Source organism: candidate division WOR-3 bacterium (assembly GCA_039802205.1).
In the GTDB taxonomy this organism is placed as follows: Bacteria; Hydrothermota; Tepidihabitantia; order SM23-42; family JAOAFX01; genus JAOAFX01.
In genome coordinates, this window is sequence record JBDRWD010000028.1 from 1 (window position 1) to 19,061 (window position 19,061).

A 19,061-nucleotide genomic window follows, 5' to 3' on the forward strand; every position below is an offset into this window, starting at 1 on the left:
ATTGTTTAAAAATCAAGGTACCTCCTTTCTGATTCAATTCTGAGCGTGGTTTGAGCCACGCCTGGGGACATTTTACCTTTGAAGTTAAAGGTGACATTTTCGCTTTGAAACGACAAATTTTGCATTATATCCTTGACAAAGTAAAAATTCTAAGTATAATTTTTAGTAAAAAAGGAGGTAAAATGCCTAAGTGTGCTGCTACGAAGAAAACGAAGAAAAAGAGCAAGAAGAAATAATATAAATCGGGGAGGCAATGCCTCCCCGATTTATCTTTTGCAAACTTGATTTTATTATCAAACTGGATATAATTAACTTATGAAGAATATTACAATGTTCTGGTTAGCATTAATGCTTGCTTGTTCGGCAATAACCGAACGTATGACAATAAGAGAATGCAGGTTCACTCTTATCTCTGTGAGTGCCTATGATTTTACGTTCTCAGATATGAAGGTAGATTTTGAATTGAAGGTTCAAAATCCAAACAAGACGAATGCGACGCTTGATAAACTTGATTATACATTTTATGTCAATCAGACTGCAGTTTTTTCAGGAACAACAGGCCAAGGTTTGAAAATACCTGCCGGTAAATCCGCAAACTTCACCACCACGATAACCTTGGAATATACAAAAATCGGTCAGGCGCTTGTTGAGGCAATTAGGTTTAAAACTGCATCATACCAGATTAAGGCAAGGGCATATATTAAGACCATGCTCGGAGAAATAAGTTACCCCGTGGAGATCAATTTAAAATAAAAGTTTGATGCAGAGAGGCAGGAGCGCGGGAAAATTTTTAATTACCTCCCTTACAATCTCACGGGTGTTTATATCGGTGATTATTTTATCCGCAAAAAATTTTTTGCCGATCTCAAAAATCTTTTTATAATCATCATCTTTCAATTTTAAATAAATATCCCGAACCTTTTTATGAAATTTAATTTCAGCAAGTATCTCTCTATCAATCTCCGCCTCAAAAAAATCTTTTTTTCCTTTTAAACGCAAAACTGCATTGCGACCGGCAATCATCCCTGATTTCACACCATTGGCAATGCCGGCACCACTTAAGGGATCAGTAAACCTCGCCGCATCACCCACCAGAAAAAAATTTCTTCCCGAAAATTTTTTCAAAATCTTTGCGGGCACACCACCAAAGATTTTTTCTTTAATTATGCCATCGGGAAACTCTTTTTTTATCCAATCATCCAGATATTCCTTTGCCCTTTTTTTTCCCGCTAACGGTGATATACCAAGTCCCACATTTGCTGAGGTCTTTGATTTGGGGAATATCCATGCATAGCCACCGGGTGCAATCTTGTTGTCAAATATAAGATATGTGTAGTTGGGTTCAATTTTTATATTCTCAATTAAATATTCTGCACATACTTCAATCTCATTTAATCCGAGACGTGTATCAATGCCGAGCCACCTTCCCACATTTGAAGATATACCGTCGGCACCGATAATAAATCTTGAACGGTATTTTTTTATTCCACTGCTTTCATTAACATCTAAAACATTGTTATCAATCTTGATTACCTTTGCATTGGTTTTCAATACTGCACCTTTTTTTACTGCAAGAGAGGCGAGTTCTTTATCAAAAATCTTTCTATTCAATATCCATCCAACATTTGGATATTCAATTTTGAACTCTTCACCAGTTGGACCACGGACAATAGAACCTTGAAGTGAAACGGCAATCCAATCGGCTTTTATATCTAAATAATTTTTTATTGTACTTCTTGATAATCCTTCGGCACACTGCAATGGGATTCCCACCTCCGGGTGTTCTTCTATTAATAAGACTGAAAGACCTTCTTCAGCAGCGGTTAATGCAGCACTGCTACCGGAGGGTCCAGCACCTACTACAATTAAATCAAAATCCTGCACCGGTTATTGGAAAATTGGTATAACACATATAAATTTAAAGGGCTGGTTAGCAATATTTCTAAATCCATGTTTTTCATTGGGAGGGACGAAGATGGCGGTTCCTTTTTTTATCGGAATTTCGGATATCCCGTCGTTTAAAAGTGCTTCGCCTTCGATGACGAATATCTCGTGTTCCATATCCTTGTGCGTGTGCACTGGAATTTCACCACCGGGTTCAAGGGTGAAAAGCCGAAGGGCGTAGTGGTGTGCGCCGTCCTTTGAAGTAATCAGCCATTGGAGAGTGACACCCCGGGCACCAGGCATAGCAGGGATTTCCGAGGGTATGTCGTCAATGCTTTTTATTTTCATGGCTTTAATTTTATACGAACCCGGGAAAAAATCAAGTTTCGGCTTGACCTGTGCTTAAAAATCAAATATTATTTGTCTATGAACAAGGAATCTCCACTAACAAAAATTTTGGCAAGGGACCCCCGGTACCGTATTGAGGCGTATATCTTCGTGCTGGAAGCATTATATTATGCCCGGGAGAAGTTTCGAGTGAAAAAACATGTTACGGGAAAGCAGTTGTTGGAAGGAATTAAAGAATTGGCTTTGAAACGATTTGGAGCTCTCGCAAAGATGGTATTTGAACACTGGGGTGTTAGAGAAACGATTGATTTTGGCAACATCGTTTTTAACATGGTTGAAGAGGGCATTCTCAGCAAAACAGAAGAAGATAGCATTGAGGATTTCAGGAATGTTTACGATTTTGAAGAGGTATTTGTAAAAAACTATAAATTTGAATTTTGGGACAAAACGAGGATTTCAAATTACTGACCCTGACTCCAGCTGGCGATGTTTATAATTTCCTAAATTAACCCCTGGAGAGATAATGCAATTTTTACCGATAACAAATTTTTCCGGTATGAATGCATTTTTGCCGATCACCGTAATCCCAGTACTAAGATTTACCCCGAGTTTTTTATTGGGAATTGGGTCCCCAAGACCGATAACGGTTCCCCGACCGATTCGGACATTTTTATCCACAATCACCTTTAAAAGTGATACACCTGATTGGATGACAGTATTGTGGAAAATGATTGAGTCGATTACTTTTGCACCTTTCGCCACTGTAACACCCGGAGAAAGGATGGAGTTTTTAACGCTGCCTTCCACTACACAGCCTGCGGATATTAGCGCATTGACTATTTTTGCACTCTTGCCAATGTAGGCTGGGGTTTTGGCACCGATTTCCCCACGCGCGAAGATGTTGGTTCTTATATTCCAGGCCTCGATATTTAGCCCCGAATTCTTTCTTAATAGATCCATATTGCAATTCCAGTAGGCATCAATCGTTCCGACATCGCGCCAGTAACCACTGAATTCATAACCAAAAATTTTAAACTTTTCTTTTAAAAGCAGAGGAATGACATCGCGGGCAAAATCTACCCCGCCTTTTTTCGCTGCTTTTTTCAAACCGTATTTTAATACCCCAGTATTAAAGATATAAATACCCATCGAGGCGAGATTGGATTTGGGGTGGCGGGGTTTTTCCACCCATTCCTTTATCCGGCCATTTTTTTCCACCTGGGCAATACCGAAGTGGTGTGCTTGGTCCAGGGGAACACGGATCAGGCTGATTGTTACATCCGCCTTCTTTTTTTTGTGGTAATTATGTAAGTCATTATAATCCATGTAATAGATATGATCTCCGGAGAGGATCAATACCGTATCCGGAGAGAAATCATCAATGAAATCAAGATTCTGATATACTGCATCTGAGGTTCCTTTGTACCAATCAGATATTTCCTCACCGGTCTTGGGGGGAAGAATTTCTACGAGTCTGGTCTTCCCAAATAAATCCCAGGGTCGTCCATTATCGAGATGTTCCATCAAGGATAGTGGTTTATACTGGGTGAGCACCCCCACCACATCTATGCCCGAGTTTGCAATGTTACTCATTGTAAAATCAATTATCCGGTAAATGCCTCCAAAAGGTATTGCCGGCTTGGCACGCAAACGCGCCAGAATGCTCAAACGGGAGCCCACGCCCCCAGCAAGGAGTAGAGCGATGATGCCTTTTTTCATCTTATCGAACTCCCGGGTTGGATGTACTTTTCTGTTACGACTTTTTCGGAATATATGACTGTGTTGGCGCCCACTTTAACACCACTAAGTATTTTTACACCCTTCCCCAGCACGGTAATGCCATTTTTTAGGATATCGGGAAATTCCCGGGAAGGCACTTCGGCACCGAAAAAACCAATTTCAGCATTTTCGCCAATTTCACAGCCCTTATCGCAAATTACCTTTTTTAAACGGGCGTGGCTTTTTATCAAACAATCATGAAATATGATGGAATCAACCACTTCGGCCTTTTCCTCTACTACCACCCCAGGGGAGATAATTGAATTATACACTTTACCTTTTATAATACATCCATCGCCAAGATAGGAGTTGACAACCTGTCCCTCAATCCGTGCAGGAAGGCGGTCTTTTAATGAGCATCCTTCCGTAAGGTTTGTACATACCTGCCACTTTTTTAAATCTATCCGGCCATTGAGAAATTCCATATTGGTATCATAATACATCTCAATGGTTCGTGCATAGGACCAGTAACCGTTAAATTTGTAACCATATATCCGGCAATGCCCGGGTAGACGCGCGATGATATCGCGTCCGAATTCATGTGAATCCGCACGCGCATTCTCTTTTAATAGTTCAATGAGCAATTCTGTATTGAAGAGATATATCGTCATGGATACCCATTCCGAGAGCGGTTTTTCCGGTTTTTCTTTATAATCAACAAGGCGGGATTTTCGATCCATCAAGCCGTACCCGAACCAAGGATATTGTGCCTTGGTTTTTGTGAAACAAACAGTAACCTCGGCTCGTTTTGTTTTATGGAATTCGATTACACGTTGATAATTGAGATGGTAGATATGATCGGCAGCAACAATTATTACCATTTCCGGTTTGAATTCTTCAATGAAAGAAATGTTCTGATAGACGGCATCAGCGGTGCCCCGATACCAGTCTGATTCTTTCAGTCCTTTGTAGGGAGGTAAAATTCTGATACCCCGCTTGCGCCCGATAAAATCCCAATGTTCACCGTTACCGATGTGACGCATTAAACTGTAGGGTCGAAATTGGGATAAAACGCCTACATTATCAATCCGGGCATGCATTAGATTGCTGAGCACAAAGTCGATGAACCGGTAGATACCGAAGACTGGAACCGCGGCTTTTGGTCTTTTTTCGGTCAGGGTAAGAAGCTCATCAACCCGGCCGCCGGCAAGGACCATGCCGATTATTTTATTCATACTTTTTTAAGGCTTAATCAACGATTACATCTCGGAAATTGATGTATTTCACAGGATTGACCTTCACTCCCGCCACAATTACTTCGTAATGGAGATGGGGACAGATTGCCCGTCCGGTCCCACCCACCCGACCGATGATTTGACCTCTTTTGACGAGTTCGCCTTCTTTAACCAGAATTTTGGAAAGATGGGCATAACGGGTCACAAATCCATAGCCATGGTCAATGTCCACAACATATCCATAACCCATATTCCAGTCCGCAAATGTCACCACCCCATCCCCAGTAGCATAAATCGGCGTTCCCTTGGGGGCACTCAAATCAATACCTTCATGCATTCGGACATCTTTTTCAAAAGGATCAACCCGATATCCGAACCCAGAGCTTAATTCGGCACCGGGCACGGGATTCAGGGAGGGGATGTGTTTCCAGAGTTCAAATTTCTGGGATACCTTATTTTCGATTTCTCGAATACTCTGTTCTCTCAGTTTTATCTGTCCTTTTAGAATTTCAATATCAGAACTCAGTTCTTCAAGGAGTTTTTTATTATAAAAAGAGAGACGGGCAAATTTATTATGGTTGATTCTTCCTCCAATACCCATAGACCAGATGTCGGGATGGATGGAAGCAATTTGGAGGAAATTGCGTTGCTTGTTATCCAGCAAAATTTGTTGCTCCAGTTGTAATTTCAATTGGCTAAGTTGACTTTTTAGTTGGTTAATTTTTTTTGAATACTCGTGAAATTGCTCCTCGGCGATATTTTGTTTCATTTCGGTTAGCGAAAGGTTTGTGTTGTAAATGAAAAGTCCAATAGCACCGAGCATAATTGTTAAAAAAAATAAAAAAATCGCAAAGAGGGTTTTGCGGGGTAAACAAAGAGTACATAATCGATTCTTCCGAGATACAAAAAATATCTGATAGTGCCAATTCATAGCAATAATCAATTATAATCGATTTCAGGAAACTGTCAATAGTTGGCCAAAAAGTCTGCTTGCTTTAAATGAAGGGAATAGTTGGAGGCTTGTTCATAAGATATAAAAATTATGGAGAGGATCAAGACTCGGGTTGCTTGACAAAAATTATATTATGGATAAAATTGAAGAAATGGCTAAGGCATATCTTCTGTTAGGGACCAATTTGGGGAAGCTCAAAGAAAATTTGGCTAATGCTTTAAAATTGTTAAAACTGCATCAGATAAAAATTTTGAAGACCTCAAAGATTTATAAAACCAAGCCTTGGGGAAAAGTTGACCAGCCTGATTTTTTGAATATGGCGGTAGCAGTTGAGACTTCTTACCCACCCCATGAACTTTTAAAGATGCTTAAAGAGATTGAAAAAACCATGAAGCGGCGAGATGAAGAAAAATGGGGACCACGGATAATTGATATTGATATCCTGTTTTACGAAGATCAGGTAATCAATGATGACGATTTGGTAATACCTCATCCTTATTTTTTTGAGCGGAATTTTGCCATCATACCCCTCGCCGAAATTGCACCTGACTTTATTCCACCTGCGAGGGATAAGACCATCAAAGAATTGAAAGATGAGGTAGGCAGTGAAGGAATTGAGATATATTGCGATTGAGGGCGTCATCGGCGCGGGAAAGACAACTTTAGCTCGGGGACTGGCGAATAGATTCCATGCGGGATTGATACTTGAAGAATATGATGATAATCCCTTTTTAGCCAAATTTTATTCTAATCCGACGCATTATGCGTTCCACACCCAGTTGTATTTTCTTATGGCCCGCTATCGTCAGCAAAAAAAAATCAGCCAGATGGATCTTTTTCATTCCCGAATTGTAAGTGATTATCTTTTTGCCAAAGACCGAATCTTTGCCGAGGTCAACCTGACCGAGGAAGAATTTGCCCTCTATGATAAAATCTACGGTCTTATTGAAAAAGAAATCCCTCGTCCTGATATCGTTGTCTACCTCCAAGCCCCACCAGAATTGCTCTATCGAAGAATAAAACAGCGAGACCGTCCTTATGAGCGAAACATTGAATATGATTACCTCGTAAAATTATGCGAGGCATATAATGAATTTTTTATTCACTACAATGGTAGCGCCCTTTTGATTGTGAATATCAAAAACTTTGATTTTCTTTCCAGCAGCGATTTGGATTTAATCTACAAAGAGATAATTCAGTTAAGGTTGCCGAGAAAGATAATTTCACGCGAATGATCACTACGGAAACAATTCTCCAGATGAAAAAAAATAAAGAAAAGATTGTCTGTCTAACCGCCTACGATTATCCCACCGCCAGGATACTTGATGAGGTAGGTATTGAGATAATCCTGGTGGGTGATTCAGCAGCTAATGTGGTGGCAGGAGAAAAGAACACCCTGCCCATCACCGTGCCCGAGATGGTTTATCATACCAGAATTGTTGCCCGGGCAGTCAAGAGGGCGATGGTGATTACGGATATGCCTTTCTTATCATATCAATGCGGCATTGAGGAGGCGGTAAAAAATGCCGGTAGATTTTTGAAGGTGGGGGCAACGGGAGTTAAGATTGAAGGCGCGGGTCCAATGCTCAAGACGATCGAACGGTTAGTCCAGATCGGCATACCCGTGATGGGTCATCTGGGATTAACACCGCAGTCAATTCATAAATTCGGTGGGTATAAATTAAGGGGGAAGAGTAAGGAAGAAGCAGAACAAATAATGAAAGACGCCAAAAGACTCGAATCCGCTGGGTGTTTTGCCGTTGTCCTGGAGAAGATACCAACAAAATTAGCGAAAAAAATTACCAGAATGTTAAAGATCCCCACGATTGGCATTGGTGCCGGACCGTTTTGTGATGGTCAGATATTGGTCCTTCACGATATGTTAGGATTCTACGAAGAATTTAAACCGAAATTTGTAAAACAATATGCCCACCTGGGCAGGGAAATAAGACGTGCTGTTAAAGAATACATCACCGAAGTAAAAAAAGGGTTCTTCCCGGATAAGGAGCATTCTTTTGAATAGGAGGATACTTGAATAAATATTCGGCAAAACATGCCCAAGCCGGATTGAAAGAGAAGTTGCCTAAACTTGAAGTTTTGCCTAATCAATTCAAGAATTATAAAATAACAATCATCATTCCCGAATACACCTCCGTGTGTCCGAAAACTGGACTGCCCGATGTCGGCACGATTACGATTGAATATGAACCGAACAAATATTTTGTGGAATTAAAATCGTTAAAAATGTATATTCTTGCCTATCGAAATTTGGGAATTTTTTATGAAAATGCGGTCAACCGAATATTTTATGACTTTGTAAAGGCAGTAAAGCCACGCTGGGCCGTAGTGCGGGGCGAATTCAATCCCCGGGGTGGAATAAAGACGATCGTGGAAGTGACGACAAAAAAAATGCATTAAAGATTTTCTTTCTTTATTTTTAACAAATAAAACTCGGGATAAACGGTGCGATAAACTATTTCAAACCCCTGCGGGTGCTCTTGAATCACCGGCGAGAGATAACGCATAGTTGTGCCCGTCCATTGAAACCTATCAAAGATAACATAGTCGGCTTTTTTAAGCGCTTCCTTTATTTCACTTTTATTAGTCGTAAAAGGATAACAAAATGATTTGTGTCGGGAAAGGAGATAAATAAATTCCGGCTTACGCGCCAGGATAATTTTGTCCCGGGGAATGTTTTCCTGAATATATTCAATCATTTCAAAATAACGACGCCAGTCAAGGGGATAGCCAGCATATTTATTGCCTCGGAGATAGTTTATGGTGTTATTCACCGCTATCTTCGCCTGAGAAGTTATCCAGATTACATTTAGGATAATCATTAATCCTGTGATTACCCATAAAAAATATTTTAATTTTAATTTTTCTTGGAGCCAGACAAAACCTGTATAGAGATAAATCAATAGCACCGGAAGTATGGGGAGTAGAAATCTATCCGATGACCAAACCTGGGGCCAGGCAAGTAGAACTCCTGAACCGAGAATAAAGTATATTTCAAAGATCGTAAAATTTTTTAATCTTTTACCAAACCCTATTATCAAAAACAAAAGGAATATCAAACCACAAATATTCGTGATAATTCGAGAATTTAAAACAGGCAAGAGGGTTTGAGGGAGGATGGTGAAAGTGTAGAATATAAGATTACCCGTAAGGCGGAGAATAAAATCCGAAAAATTTATTGTACCCAGCTCCATTTGATACGGATTTTTGGCGAGGAGTTGTCTCAAATAACCTGTATTATCAGGTATCCCTGCATTTCTAACTTCCCAGGGAATAAAGAAGAGCAAAAACAATGCTAAAAATATTATGGAATATTTGTATTCTTTTTTTAAAATCAAGTATAATAGAAAACCGAGAATTAATGAGATACCGGCGGTTCTTATGAAAAAGGCATAGATGGCGAATGATGAGGCGAGCCAAAAATTTAAGAAATGCTTTCTAATGCAAAATTTCAAGAGAAAATATAAGGCACCAAGAGAAAAAAATAAAAATGGAATTTCAGAAAGAATCCAGTGGTTGTATATTATAAATATCGGGACTGAAAGATAGAGAGAAATAAGAATCGTAAAATTTTCAGGAAAAATTTTCCGGCTGAGAAGATAAAAGAATGCGAGTGCCCCCATTCCACTTAGGAAGATGAGTATTTTAAATAGTAAAATATTCTTGCCGAAAATGATAAATGGGACTGCTAATAGCAACGGAAAACCCGGTGGATATTGGGTATGTGAAGGTTCATCCGGTAGATAAATATTTTTATATCCTTTGCCCGTAACAATAGCTTCTGCAAGATGGATATAAACCGCATTATCACCACCGGTGAATAATTTGGGATCAAAGAGGAGAAGTGATAAAATGGTATAAATCACGAAGAATATCCAAAGGGAAATATTTTTTCTTCGTACCATTTTATTTATAGAATTTTAGTTAAAATTTAACCAAAGTCAACGAATTTCTAAATTTCGTGACCTGCCTATTTTTATTCAACATCTTGAGCCCTTTCCAATATTTGTCAAATTATTTTTATACGCTAAATTATTAGAGGTAGCCGCGCCCTTCAGGGTGCGAAATACCCTGGTTTTTAAAAACATTTATCCGCAGGCTGAAGCCTGCGCCTACCATTTTACCGGTTACCACCTGACGAGTTCAGGTTGGCATTTTTTATTTAAGCATGGCGAAAGCTTTTCCCAACGCTAAATTATTGGTTACCCTTACAAATCTTGCCCATGAGTTTCATCTTTCTTTTATAAAGACATAAAAAATATGGTGAGAATTCGGCTCTTGATATCTACGATAAATTGATTATAATTAAAGTAATGAAAGGGGGTGATAAAGGTCCATTAAATTATTTTCTTTTTTTAAATAAGAAAGGGGGAGTCAAATGAAGACCTTTAGCATTCTATTATTGTTTATTCTGATAATTCCGGGCTTTGCATTAATAAGTCCGGAACTTAAGAATGTTATCGCCCGTGCCAGTCCATCAGATTTCATTCCAGTTGATATCGTCTTCAAAAAACAGATGGATTTGAATGAACTGACGAAGGCAGTTGAAGGGCTACCAAAACCCGAAAGAAGGGCAAGGACTGCCGAGATACTGCGTGCTTATTCGCTGGAAAACCAGAAACCAATCCTTGAATATCTAGGGCGGATGGAAAAACAGAATAAGGTGAAGAATGTTGTTTCAATCTGGATTGTAAATGCTATCTATTGTGAAACAACAAGAGATGTGATTGCCGAACTTGATAACCAAAGAGGTATTTTCTACATTGATTATGATCTAAAGCCTATTGAATTAGAAAAGCCAAATTACACAATCGCCCCTGCCGATAAGACTTCAAAAGAAAGGGAAATTGCCTGGGGTGTGAGTAAGATCAATGCACCAGCAGTATGGGCGCTGGGCTATACGGGTCAGGGCATTGTTGTCGGTATCATTGATACCGGAGTGAATTACAATCATGTTGACCTTGCTGACCATATCTGGACGGATCCGAATTATCCAAACCATGGATGGAATTTTGAATTGAATAATAACGACCCGATGGATGTCAATGGACATGGCACCCATTGTGCAGGGTCAGTAGCCTCAGATGGCACCGCTGGCTCGCAGTGTGGCGTAGCACCAGATGCCCAGATGCTGTGCTGCCGTGTGAGAACAGTGGCAGATACAACTGCCGAGAACCAAGTCTGGCAGGCAATGCAGTTCGTCGTTTCGCCGCCACTTTCACCAACCCATGGTGGTGATTTGATAACAATGTCCCTGGGCTGGCGTTATGCCTGGTCACCAAGGGTTGCGACCTGGCGCACCGCCTGTAACAATGTCGGTGCTGCAGGGATTGTGATGGTAGTTGCTGCCGGTAATGAAAGAGGCCTTGACCTTCCACCTTATGCCCTGAGATGTCCGGGCAGTGTTCCTTCACCCTGGCGTCATCCCCAAAACGGCGCCACTGGTGCATTATCAAATGTTATCAGCGTGGGGGCAACCGATATTAACGACGCAATCGCCTCTTTTTCGTCACCAGGACCTGTGACATGGGATACGGTTACAGGATACAATGATTATCCCTATCCCCCAGGGTTAACCAAGCCTGATGTTTCAGCACCTGGCGTGAATATCAAATCCTGCGCCTATAATAATAATACTGGCTACCTTGACGGCTGGAGTGGAACTTCAATGGCGACACCACATGTTGCAGGAACTGTAGCATTGATGCTTCAGAAGAATCCATATCTTACCCGCCGTGAGATAGATAGTATTCTCCAGGTTACTGCTGTTGACCTTGGTCCTTCAGGAAAGGATAATGATTTTGGTGCGGGTAGGATTGATGCATTGGCTGCCGTCAATGCAACACCATTCCCTGGCACACCATTTACTCCTACAATCATTGCTCCATTCAACTACGCAAAATTTGCAACCTTGAACCCGATTTTTAAACTTACAACTACAGATCCGCAGAATGATATGGTAAAATACAGAATCTACTGGTCAACTGATACCGCATTTACAAACCAGGATAGTATAACAACCGGACTATATCCAAGTGGTGCAACTATCACCTATACCCTGCCTGTTTCTTTAAACAACAACACTACTTATTGGTGGAAAGTTAAAGCCGCTGATTCAACTACAAGTGGAATGTGGTCTGCACCTACTGCACGAAGGTCTTTCACAATAAAGACTGATATACCATCTGGAACTTGTTCCTGGTTCCAAACAACCTATGCACAATTCTTAGGTTGTACATTCAATGGCACACAGGTTCAGGGTGATAGTGTAGTGCTTGTGCCAGTAGGTTATGTAGAAGATACCCTCCTTACTGCTAATTTTGAATCCGGAATGCCTGCAGGCTGGAGCTGGGTTGATGGCAATAATGATGGATACCGTTGGACAACAGGTACAACGACCGATTTGGGTTCTTACACTCCACCCAACTATGGCACTGCCTATGCATACTATTCAGATGATGATGCGGGTAACGGTGTGATCAACTATAATGAGGAGCTGATTTCACCCAAGGTCTATATTCCTCCAACTGCCACAAACTTACGAATTCGTTATGGATATGGATTTAGAGTCTATGAGACCGGTGAAAAACTCCGTGTAAAATTCCGCAAAAGAACCGGTGGCACCTGGACAAGCTGGACAAATATTGCTGAATATACCACCAGTGTTAACGGGACTGCCGACATTGACCTAACTTCCCAATTACCTTGCGATTCTGTCCAGTTTGAGTGGTTCTTCAGTGATAGTACCGCATCATCTCACTGGGGCTGGGCATGCGCAACCGATAATGTGATTCTCTCCTACTCTTACACTTACCAGAACAATTCAGGTGTCCTATATAGCCCACCAGTCGTCTATTCCGAGCTTTCAAAAACCTATGCCCGTTCACGCTGGGGCGATATTATCTGGCGCAAGGCAACTGGTGGCGATTCCATAGGTATTCAGGTTGAATATTACACCGGTTCTACCTGGCAATTAGTTCCTAACTCCATCATTCCTGGTAATTCAACCGGAAAATTCAGCCACAATGCGGTTGATACGGTCAAATTAGACCTGATGACTGATACTGTGACATATAACACGATAAGATTAAAAGGGCTTTTCTATCGTATCACAAGATCGCCGAACAATCCTGCATTGCTTGATTGGGAAGTCGGAAATCTTTCAAGCTATGTCGGAATCTCTGAGTCGTGCAGTAAATCAGGTATATCACACCTCGCTTTCTCTCAAAATCCATTTACTGGAAAACTCCTCATATATTATTTATTGCCAGAAGGAGAACCATCAGCAACCATGAAGATCTTTGATGCAACCGGCAGACTTGTCCGGGAATGGACTTACTCTGAGCTCAATCGGAAAACATCTATCCTGTGGGATGGAAAAGATGCTGATGGACGTAATCTGCCCGCGGGTATCTACTTTGTCCAACTTGAGACTGAGAATCAAAGAGTCGTGGAAAAGATAGTGATGCTAAAATAATAAAAAATAAAAACACCAACTTGGTGGTCGTTAATGGGGTAGCGATTAATTGCTACCCCATATTTTTAACTTTTGAGCCCATGGGGGATATGGTATCCACTCAATTTCCCTTTTGTATACCTATGGTATGCATTTTGCTATACTCCGAGAAAAATTTATCTTTAGCCGAAAAAGCCATTGCGCATCAAGTTCTAAATCCTCAAGCACTATCGGAGGGAAATTTAAAAAATTGCGATTATTTATGCCGCACTCCGGTTGAACCATCTGCCAGGGTCTCTTCTTAAAAGCCATATTCGGACTCTACTAGATCGTAAAAATTCTCCGCCCCAACATTAAAACACAGCATCCGCATCGGAATCGTCCGATACAACCCTTAAATACCCGCTCCACAATCTCCGTAAAACCACTGTCTTTTTGGTATACACCATCCCAATAAACTTCGTTGTCATTCCAAATCATGACCTCACCGGTATCCACACCAAAAAATTCCAAATGGCACAATAAAAGTTAGATAAACCGCATAGCATTAATCAGCAAAAACTCCTCAGCATAGACAAAAAATGTTACTCCCTTAGCCATATACCGTAAATATTTCACATCCATCTGCCACAAAGTAAACAGTTTTAACTTGGTATCTGCCACTGTTTCTGCCATTTCCTAGACCGATGTTTTATTAAATTATGCTTGTGTAAAACCCGTTTGATGGTAGAGATGGAGAGATTTATGCCCGGTTGGGCTTAAAAACCATTTTATTCGTTCCTGTCTTAGCTATAAGGTAATCTTCACACCTCTCCATTTTAAAAAATTTTTTGATGAACATTTAAATAAATTTTTTTATCTTTTCAACCCAGAATATTCTTTTAGGGTGGATACCATGTCTTGAAACTCTGCACTTTATTCTTGACTGTGAGCAAAATTTTATTATAATTAACTTTTGAAATTACAAACGATTGATGCTGATATTGAATTTGGGTATTATATTGAGAGACCGGATTCATTTATCCGGGTTACGTCATTATAAATCGGGAGGTTGAAGAATGGGTAAAACTTTGGCGGAAAAGATTTTATCAGAAAAAAGCGGTCAGGATGCCCGGGCGGGTCAGATTGTAATTGCCCGGGTGGATGTTGCTGCTTTTCAAGACGGAACCGGTCCTCTGGGAGTGCGTCAGATTCAGAAACTTAAGATTGAAAAAGTCCGGGCACCGAAGTCAATTGTTTTCATTGACCATGCTGCTCCTTCCCCACGTAAAGAACTATCCAACGACCACATGTTATTACGCTCCTTCTGTGCTCAGTCGGGTGCGATACTTTCAGATGTTGGTGAAGGAGTGATTCACCAGCGGTTGGTGGAATCTTATGTCAAACCTGGAGATGTGGTAATCGGTGCCGATTCCCATACTTGTACTTCGGGAGCATTATGTGCCTTTGCCACGGGTATGGGTTCTACGGATGTCGCTATCGGAATGGCGATGGGCAGAACATGGTTTAAGGTGCCAGAGACTTACCGGATAGAAGTGAAAGGTAAATTTCAACCAGGGGTGGGGGCAAAAGATTTGATACTTTATATCATCGGTACGCTGGGTGCAGATGGTGCGACCTATAAAGCCCTTGAATTCGGGGGTGAGGCGATAGATAACATGTCTATGGAATCCCGGTTTACGCTTGCTAATATGGCAGTGGAAGCGGGTGCTAAGACTGGCTTAATAGCTTCGGATAAAGTCACCCGCGAGTATTTAAAGAAGATGGGTAGGTTGAAAGACTGGCGGCCTATTGTCCCGGATAAGGATGCAAATTATGAAAAAGTAATTGAGATTGATGCGAGTAAACTGGAACCCCAGGTTGCCTGCCCCCATACGGTGGATAACACCAAACCGGTTAAGGAGTTGAAGGGCACAAAGGTTCATCAGGTCTTTATTGGAACCTGCACAAACGGCCGGATTGAAGATTTAAAGATTGCAGCGAACATTTTAAGAGGCAAGAAAGTGGCACCTGGTGTAAGGTTGATAGTCGTTCCGGCTTCAAGGATGATTTTTTTAGAGGCACTGAAACTAGGACTTCTGGAAATATTTGTACGTGCTGGCGGGATTATTCTTGGACCAGGTTGTGGTCCATGTGTTGGTGTTCATGAAGGAATTCTCGGAGATGGAGAGGTTTGTCTTTCCACAGCAAATCGGAATTTTAAAGGTCGGATGGGCAATCCCGAGGGGTTGATTTATCTGGCATCACCCGCAACCGCAGCGTATTCGGCAATTAAAGGGGTTATCAGCGACCCGAGAGAAGTTTTAAAAAAGAAAAAAACAAAAAGAAAGGGGTAAATTATGGAGATAATTAAATTAAAACTTAAAGAGAAAATTCCGGTATGGCGTGAGGAGATAAAAAACCTGGTAAAAAACTATGGCGATAAAGTGATTTCGGAAGTGACCGTGAGCCAGGCTTACGGAGGAATGCGTGGGGTAAAAGCACTCATCTGTGATACCTCTGAGGTACCTCCGGACAAAGGTTTAATCATTCGGGAAATTCCCATCGCCCAGTTAAAAAATAAACTACCTGAGGAGGTTTTATATCTGCTCATCGTCGGGGAACTGCCCGATAAGGAAGCTACGGAGATGGTAAAGAAAGACCTAAAAAGGCGTTCCAAGGTTCCGGAATATGTCTGGGATGTACTCAAGGCATTACCTAAGGATTCTCATCCCATGGCGATGTTCAGTCTCGCGATCTTGGCTATGGAACGCGAATCGCTGTTCAGGAAGAAATATACAGAAGGGTTGAAAAAAGAGGAATACTGGGAATGGACTCTTGAGGATTCATTGAATCTTATTGCCAAATTGCCGGCTATTGCTGCGGGCATCTATCGGATGAGATTTAATAAAGGTCCGATCATTGAATCGGATCCTAATCTTGATTGGGCAGGTGATTATGCCCACATGCTGGGAATTCCTGATCCCACTGGTGAATTTAAAAATCTGATGCGGCTTTATATGGTCTTACATTCCGACCATGAGAGTGGCAATGTGAGTGCCCATACCTGTCATTGTGTCGGTTCAGCTTTATCCGATCCTTACTATGCGGTTTCTGCTGGTTTAAATGGATTAGCCGGACCTCTCCATGGTCTTGCCAATCAGGAATGTCTTGCTTGGATCATCAAATTGAAAGAAAAATTTGGTGGGGTGCCGAGTGAACAGGATTTACGCCAGTTTGCCTGGGAGACTTTAAATTCCGGACAGGTGATTCCTGGATACGGACATGCGGTTTTACGTATCACCGATCCCCGGTTTGAAGCATTCCACGAATTTGGTGCCCGAGTTTGCCCGGATGATGAGCTCTATCAAATCGTTGCCCGGGTATTTAAAGTGGTTCCGGAGGTCTTAAAAGAACAAGGTAAAGTAAAAGACCCCTGGCCCAATGTGGATGCAGCTTCGGGCTGTTTGCTTTATCATTTTGGACTGACCGAATTTGAGTATTACACCGTCCTTTTTGGAGTTTCCCGGGCGATGGGAATGTGCGCGCAGTTGATTGTAAGCCGGGCATTGGGTGAGCCGATTGAAAGACCAAAATCGGTGACTACCAAGTGGGTTAAAGAGACGGTCATAAAATCTTGATGGGGGGATTTATGGTGCTCAAGGGAAGGGCTTGGAAATTCGGCGACGATATTTCAACTGATTTAATCTGTCCAGGCCGGTACTTCCATCTCCGTTCTAATCTTGAGGAACTCGCTAAGCATGTCCTGGAAGATGCTGATCCTCAATTCGTCCAGAAGATGTCCAAAGGCGACTTTGTCGTTGCCGGCAACAATTTCGGGTTGGGCAGTTCTCGGGAGCATGCTCCTACCATCATTAAAATTGCTGGAGTTAGTGCGGTGCTCGCAAAATCATTTGCCCGAATATTTTACCGGAATGCGATTAATATCGGCTTGCCACTCGTGGAGTGTGATACTGATCGGATTGATACGGGCGATGAGCTTGAAGTGGATCTTGAAAAAGGAGTAGTGAAGAATTTAACCAAAAATATTGAACTTAAAGTACATCCTTTGCCCAAGGCAATGATCAATATTCTCAATGACGGAGGGCTGTTAGCCCACATTGAGAAGCATGGCGATTTTAAATTGGATTAAAAGGAGAACAAATTATGGCAAAAAAGACTAAAAAAATTAAAAAGAAACCCGTGGTCAAAAAGAAAACCAAGGTCGCAAAAAAAGTGAAGAAAAAAGAAGAAAAAATAGCATATCCCCGGTCTATTCAGAAAGCAATGGAACATTTCGGTGGGATATTGATTAAACAGCTTAAGAGAGTACAGGTGATAAAGAAAGAAGAAGAATGGATTGATTATTCAAAACTGAAACCGATTATCATCGGAGTGATCGGGGGCGATGGTATTGGTCCCTATATCACGGGTGAAGCACAGCGGGTGCTTGAACATTTGCTCCAGGAAGAGATTAAGAAGGGTAAAATTCTGTTTCGGGTGATTGAGGGTTGCACCATTGAACGCCGGGCAGAGGTTATGAAAGCGATACCCGACGATGTTCTGGAGGAGATCAAAAAATGTCACGTGTTACTGAAAGGACCGACGACAACACCGAAGAAAGGCGACCCCTGGCCCAATATCGAGAGTGCGAATGTGGCAATTAGAAAAGAATTGGATCTTTTTGCCAATGTCCGTCCTGTACGCGTTCCTTCCCAGGGTATTGATTGGATATTCTTCCGGGAGAATACCGAAGACGTCTATGCCCTGGGTCCTTATGGTATTGAAGTGACGCCGGACTTGGCGATTGATTTTAAGATGATCACCCGACCCGGAAGCGAAAGAATAATCAGATTAGCCTTTGAATATGCTAAGAAAAACAATAAAACCAGAGTCACGGCAGTCACTAAGGCGAATGTGGTAAAGACGACAGACGGTCTTTTCCTGAAGACTTTTTATGAAATTGCCAAAGAATACCCCGGCATAAATGCCGATGATTGGTTTATTGATATTATGACAGCAAAGCTCGTTGACACCAAACGGAGAACGGAATTTCAGGTATTCGTATTACCCAATCTTTACGGCGATATCCTTACCGATGAAGCAGCAGAATTTCAAGGGGGTGTTGGGACAGCCGGAAGTGCTAATATCGGCAAACGATATGCGATGTTTGAAGCAATCCATGGGAGTGCCCCAAGGATGGTTCAAGAAGGTCGTACGCAGTATGCCGACCCGAGCAGTGTCATTCGCGCCGGGGCGATGCTATTAAACCACATTGGCTATGTGGAACTGGGCAGAAAACTGGAGATGGCGCTCGATATCTGCGGCCAGTTTGAAAAGAAACTGATCATGACCGGAAGGGCAACAGGTGCCACCGGACGGGAATTCTGTGACTATATTCTGGAGACGATAGCGGATCCGAACCTGGAAAATCGCTGGAACGAATATCAAAAGGCAGCAGCCCAGTAGG

Annotated in this window: 19 protein-coding genes; 11 read left to right on the forward strand and 8 right to left on the reverse strand. The window is 41.7% G+C overall.

Features of this window, described 5'->3' with window-relative positions; translation table 11 throughout:
• The first annotated feature begins 315 nt into the window (after positions 1-315).
• Complete coding sequence (locus ABIL39_07005) at positions 316-753, forward strand: LEA type 2 family protein (protein MEO0165867.1); 438 nt, start codon at positions 316-318, stop codon at positions 751-753.
• Here ABIL39_07005 and ABIL39_07010 read toward each other — a convergent pair.
• Both ABIL39_07010 and ABIL39_07015 read right to left on the reverse strand, forming a co-directional pair.
• Positions 745-1,884 (reverse strand): NAD(P)/FAD-dependent oxidoreductase, encoded by a 1,140-nt coding sequence (locus ABIL39_07010; GenBank protein ID MEO0165868.1) that lies wholly within the window; start codon positions 1,882-1,884, stop codon positions 745-747. The two genes, ABIL39_07005 and ABIL39_07010, sit on opposite strands and share 9 nt — an antisense overlap.
• Positions 1,885-1,887: 3 nt before the next feature.
• The gene (locus ABIL39_07015) at positions 1,888-2,232 is read right to left on the reverse strand and encodes a cupin domain-containing protein (protein ID MEO0165869.1); all 345 of its coding nucleotides are present in this window, start codon (positions 2,230-2,232) and stop codon (positions 1,888-1,890) included.
• Between the two features lie 78 nt (positions 2,233-2,310).
• Here ABIL39_07015 and ABIL39_07020 point away from each other — a divergent pair, with 78 nt between their 5' ends.
• Positions 2,311-2,700 carry a Minf_1886 family protein gene (locus tag ABIL39_07020; GenBank protein ID MEO0165870.1) on the forward strand — a complete coding sequence of 130 codons (390 nt, stop codon included), beginning with the start codon at positions 2,311-2,313 and terminating at the stop codon, positions 2,698-2,700.
• On the opposite strand, the gene ABIL39_07025 is transcribed toward ABIL39_07020, so the two are convergent.
• The 3 genes from ABIL39_07025 to ABIL39_07035 are packed head-to-tail and all read right to left on the reverse strand — an operon-like array spanning position 2,689 to position 6,009.
• On the reverse strand, positions 2,689-3,951 hold the full coding sequence (locus tag ABIL39_07025; protein MEO0165871.1) for a sugar phosphate nucleotidyltransferase: 1,263 nt from the start codon (positions 3,949-3,951) through the stop codon (positions 2,689-2,691). The two genes, ABIL39_07020 and ABIL39_07025, sit on opposite strands and share 12 nt — an antisense overlap.
• A complete protein-coding gene (locus ABIL39_07030) occupies positions 3,948-5,186 on the reverse strand; it encodes a sugar phosphate nucleotidyltransferase (GenBank protein ID MEO0165872.1) in 1,239 nt (412 codons plus the stop codon). Before ABIL39_07030 ends, ABIL39_07025 begins: the two co-directional genes overlap by 4 nt.
• A 13-nt stretch (positions 5,187-5,199) precedes the next feature.
• Positions 5,200-6,009: a M23 family metallopeptidase gene (locus ABIL39_07035; GenBank protein ID MEO0165873.1), complete on the reverse strand. Its 810-nt coding sequence runs from the start codon at positions 6,007-6,009 to the stop codon at positions 5,200-5,202.
• A gap of 262 nt (positions 6,010-6,271) precedes the next feature.
• Between ABIL39_07035 and folK the strand changes: the two genes are divergently transcribed.
• Genes folK through queF form a run of 4 tightly spaced genes read left to right on the forward strand, consistent with a single transcriptional unit; the run spans position 6,272 to position 8,556 of the window.
• Positions 6,272-6,772: a 2-amino-4-hydroxy-6-hydroxymethyldihydropteridine diphosphokinase gene (gene folK, locus ABIL39_07040; GenBank protein ID MEO0165874.1), complete on the forward strand. Its 501-nt coding sequence runs from the start codon at positions 6,272-6,274 to the stop codon at positions 6,770-6,772.
• Positions 6,744-7,373, forward strand: a complete 630-nt coding sequence (locus ABIL39_07045; GenBank protein MEO0165875.1) for a deoxynucleoside kinase — start codon at positions 6,744-6,746, stop codon at positions 7,371-7,373. The genes folK and ABIL39_07045 overlap by 29 nt, the downstream gene beginning before the upstream one ends.
• Positions 7,370-8,161: a 3-methyl-2-oxobutanoate hydroxymethyltransferase gene (gene panB, locus ABIL39_07050; protein ID MEO0165876.1), complete on the forward strand. Its 792-nt coding sequence runs from the start codon at positions 7,370-7,372 to the stop codon at positions 8,159-8,161. Before ABIL39_07045 ends, panB begins: the two co-directional genes overlap by 4 nt.
• Positions 8,162-8,169: 8 nt before the next feature.
• The gene (gene queF / locus ABIL39_07055; protein MEO0165877.1) at positions 8,170-8,556 is read left to right on the forward strand and encodes a preQ(1) synthase; all 387 of its coding nucleotides are present in this window, start codon (positions 8,170-8,172) and stop codon (positions 8,554-8,556) included.
• Here queF and ABIL39_07060 read toward each other — a convergent pair.
• Entirely contained in the window at positions 8,553-10,061 is a 1,509-nt protein-coding gene (locus ABIL39_07060; protein MEO0165878.1) for a glycosyltransferase family 39 protein, read from the reverse strand. The genes queF and ABIL39_07060 overlap by 4 nt on opposite strands.
• Before the next feature lie 473 nt (positions 10,062-10,534).
• Here ABIL39_07060 and ABIL39_07065 point away from each other — a divergent pair, with 473 nt between their 5' ends.
• Positions 10,535-13,633 (forward strand): S8 family serine peptidase, encoded by a 3,099-nt coding sequence (locus ABIL39_07065; protein MEO0165879.1) that lies wholly within the window; start codon positions 10,535-10,537, stop codon positions 13,631-13,633.
• Positions 13,634-13,936: 303 nt separating this feature from the next.
• Here ABIL39_07065 and ABIL39_07070 read toward each other — a convergent pair whose 3' ends face one another.
• Positions 13,937-14,092, reverse strand: coding sequence for a hypothetical protein (locus ABIL39_07070; GenBank protein ID MEO0165880.1), 156 nt, complete (start codon positions 14,090-14,092; stop codon positions 13,937-13,939).
• A gap of 48 nt (positions 14,093-14,140) precedes the next feature.
• Complete coding sequence (locus ABIL39_07075; GenBank protein MEO0165881.1) at positions 14,141-14,287, reverse strand: hypothetical protein; 147 nt, start codon at positions 14,285-14,287, stop codon at positions 14,141-14,143.
• 383 nt (positions 14,288-14,670) lie between these two features.
• Here ABIL39_07075 and ABIL39_07080 point away from each other — a divergent pair, with 383 nt between their 5' ends.
• The 4 genes from ABIL39_07080 to ABIL39_07095 all read left to right on the forward strand — a co-directional run bounded on the left by ABIL39_07080 (position 14,671) and on the right by ABIL39_07095 (position 19,060).
• A complete protein-coding gene (locus ABIL39_07080; protein ID MEO0165882.1) occupies positions 14,671-15,948 on the forward strand; it encodes a 3-isopropylmalate dehydratase large subunit in 1,278 nt (425 codons plus the stop codon).
• 3 nt (positions 15,949-15,951) lie between these two features.
• Complete coding sequence (locus ABIL39_07085; protein MEO0165883.1) at positions 15,952-17,232, forward strand: citrate (Si)-synthase; 1,281 nt, start codon at positions 15,952-15,954, stop codon at positions 17,230-17,232.
• An 11-nt stretch (positions 17,233-17,243) separates the two neighbouring features.
• A complete protein-coding gene (locus ABIL39_07090) occupies positions 17,244-17,744 on the forward strand; it encodes a 3-isopropylmalate dehydratase small subunit (protein ID MEO0165884.1) in 501 nt (166 codons plus the stop codon).
• Between the two features lie 134 nt (positions 17,745-17,878).
• Positions 17,879-19,060, forward strand: a complete 1,182-nt coding sequence (locus tag ABIL39_07095; protein MEO0165885.1) for an isocitrate/isopropylmalate family dehydrogenase — start codon at positions 17,879-17,881, stop codon at positions 19,058-19,060.
• Position 19,061 lies beyond the last annotated feature (1 nt).

Excerpts from the sequence above, each read along its gene's own strand:
- ABIL39_07005 (MEO0165867.1), top strand. The coding sequence starts at position 316 with ATGAAGAATATTACAATGTTCTGGTTAGCATTAATGCTTGCTTGTTCG.
- ABIL39_07070 (MEO0165880.1), bottom strand. The coding sequence starts at position 14,092 with ATGATTTGGAATGACAACGAAGTTTATTGGGATGGTGTATACCAAAAA.
- ABIL39_07015 (MEO0165869.1), bottom strand. The coding sequence starts at position 2,232 with ATGAAAATAAAAAGCATTGACGACATACCCTCGGAAATCCCTGCTATG.
- ABIL39_07035 (MEO0165873.1), bottom strand. The coding sequence starts at position 6,009 with ATGCTCGGTGCTATTGGACTTTTCATTTACAACACAAACCTTTCGCTA.
- ABIL39_07090 (MEO0165884.1), top strand. The coding sequence starts at position 17,244 with ATGGTGCTCAAGGGAAGGGCTTGGAAATTCGGCGACGATATTTCAACT.
- ABIL39_07020 (MEO0165870.1), top strand. The coding sequence starts at position 2,311 with ATGAACAAGGAATCTCCACTAACAAAAATTTTGGCAAGGGACCCCCGG.
- ABIL39_07085 (MEO0165883.1), top strand. The coding sequence starts at position 15,952 with ATGGAGATAATTAAATTAAAACTTAAAGAGAAAATTCCGGTATGGCGT.
- ABIL39_07030 (MEO0165872.1), bottom strand. The coding sequence starts at position 5,186 with ATGAATAAAATAATCGGCATGGTCCTTGCCGGCGGCCGGGTTGATGAG.
- ABIL39_07075 (MEO0165881.1), bottom strand. The coding sequence starts at position 14,287 with ATGGCAGAAACAGTGGCAGATACCAAGTTAAAACTGTTTACTTTGTGG.
- ABIL39_07025 (MEO0165871.1), bottom strand. The coding sequence starts at position 3,951 with ATGAAAAAAGGCATCATCGCTCTACTCCTTGCTGGGGGCGTGGGCTCC.
- ABIL39_07060 (MEO0165878.1), bottom strand. The coding sequence starts at position 10,061 with ATGGTACGAAGAAAAAATATTTCCCTTTGGATATTCTTCGTGATTTAT.
- panB (MEO0165876.1), top strand. The coding sequence starts at position 7,370 with ATGATCACTACGGAAACAATTCTCCAGATGAAAAAAAATAAAGAAAAG.
- folK (MEO0165874.1), top strand. The coding sequence starts at position 6,272 with ATGGATAAAATTGAAGAAATGGCTAAGGCATATCTTCTGTTAGGGACC.
- ABIL39_07080 (MEO0165882.1), top strand. The coding sequence starts at position 14,671 with ATGGGTAAAACTTTGGCGGAAAAGATTTTATCAGAAAAAAGCGGTCAG.
- ABIL39_07065 (MEO0165879.1), top strand. The coding sequence starts at position 10,535 with ATGAAGACCTTTAGCATTCTATTATTGTTTATTCTGATAATTCCGGGC.
- ABIL39_07095 (MEO0165885.1), top strand. The coding sequence starts at position 17,879 with ATGGAACATTTCGGTGGGATATTGATTAAACAGCTTAAGAGAGTACAG.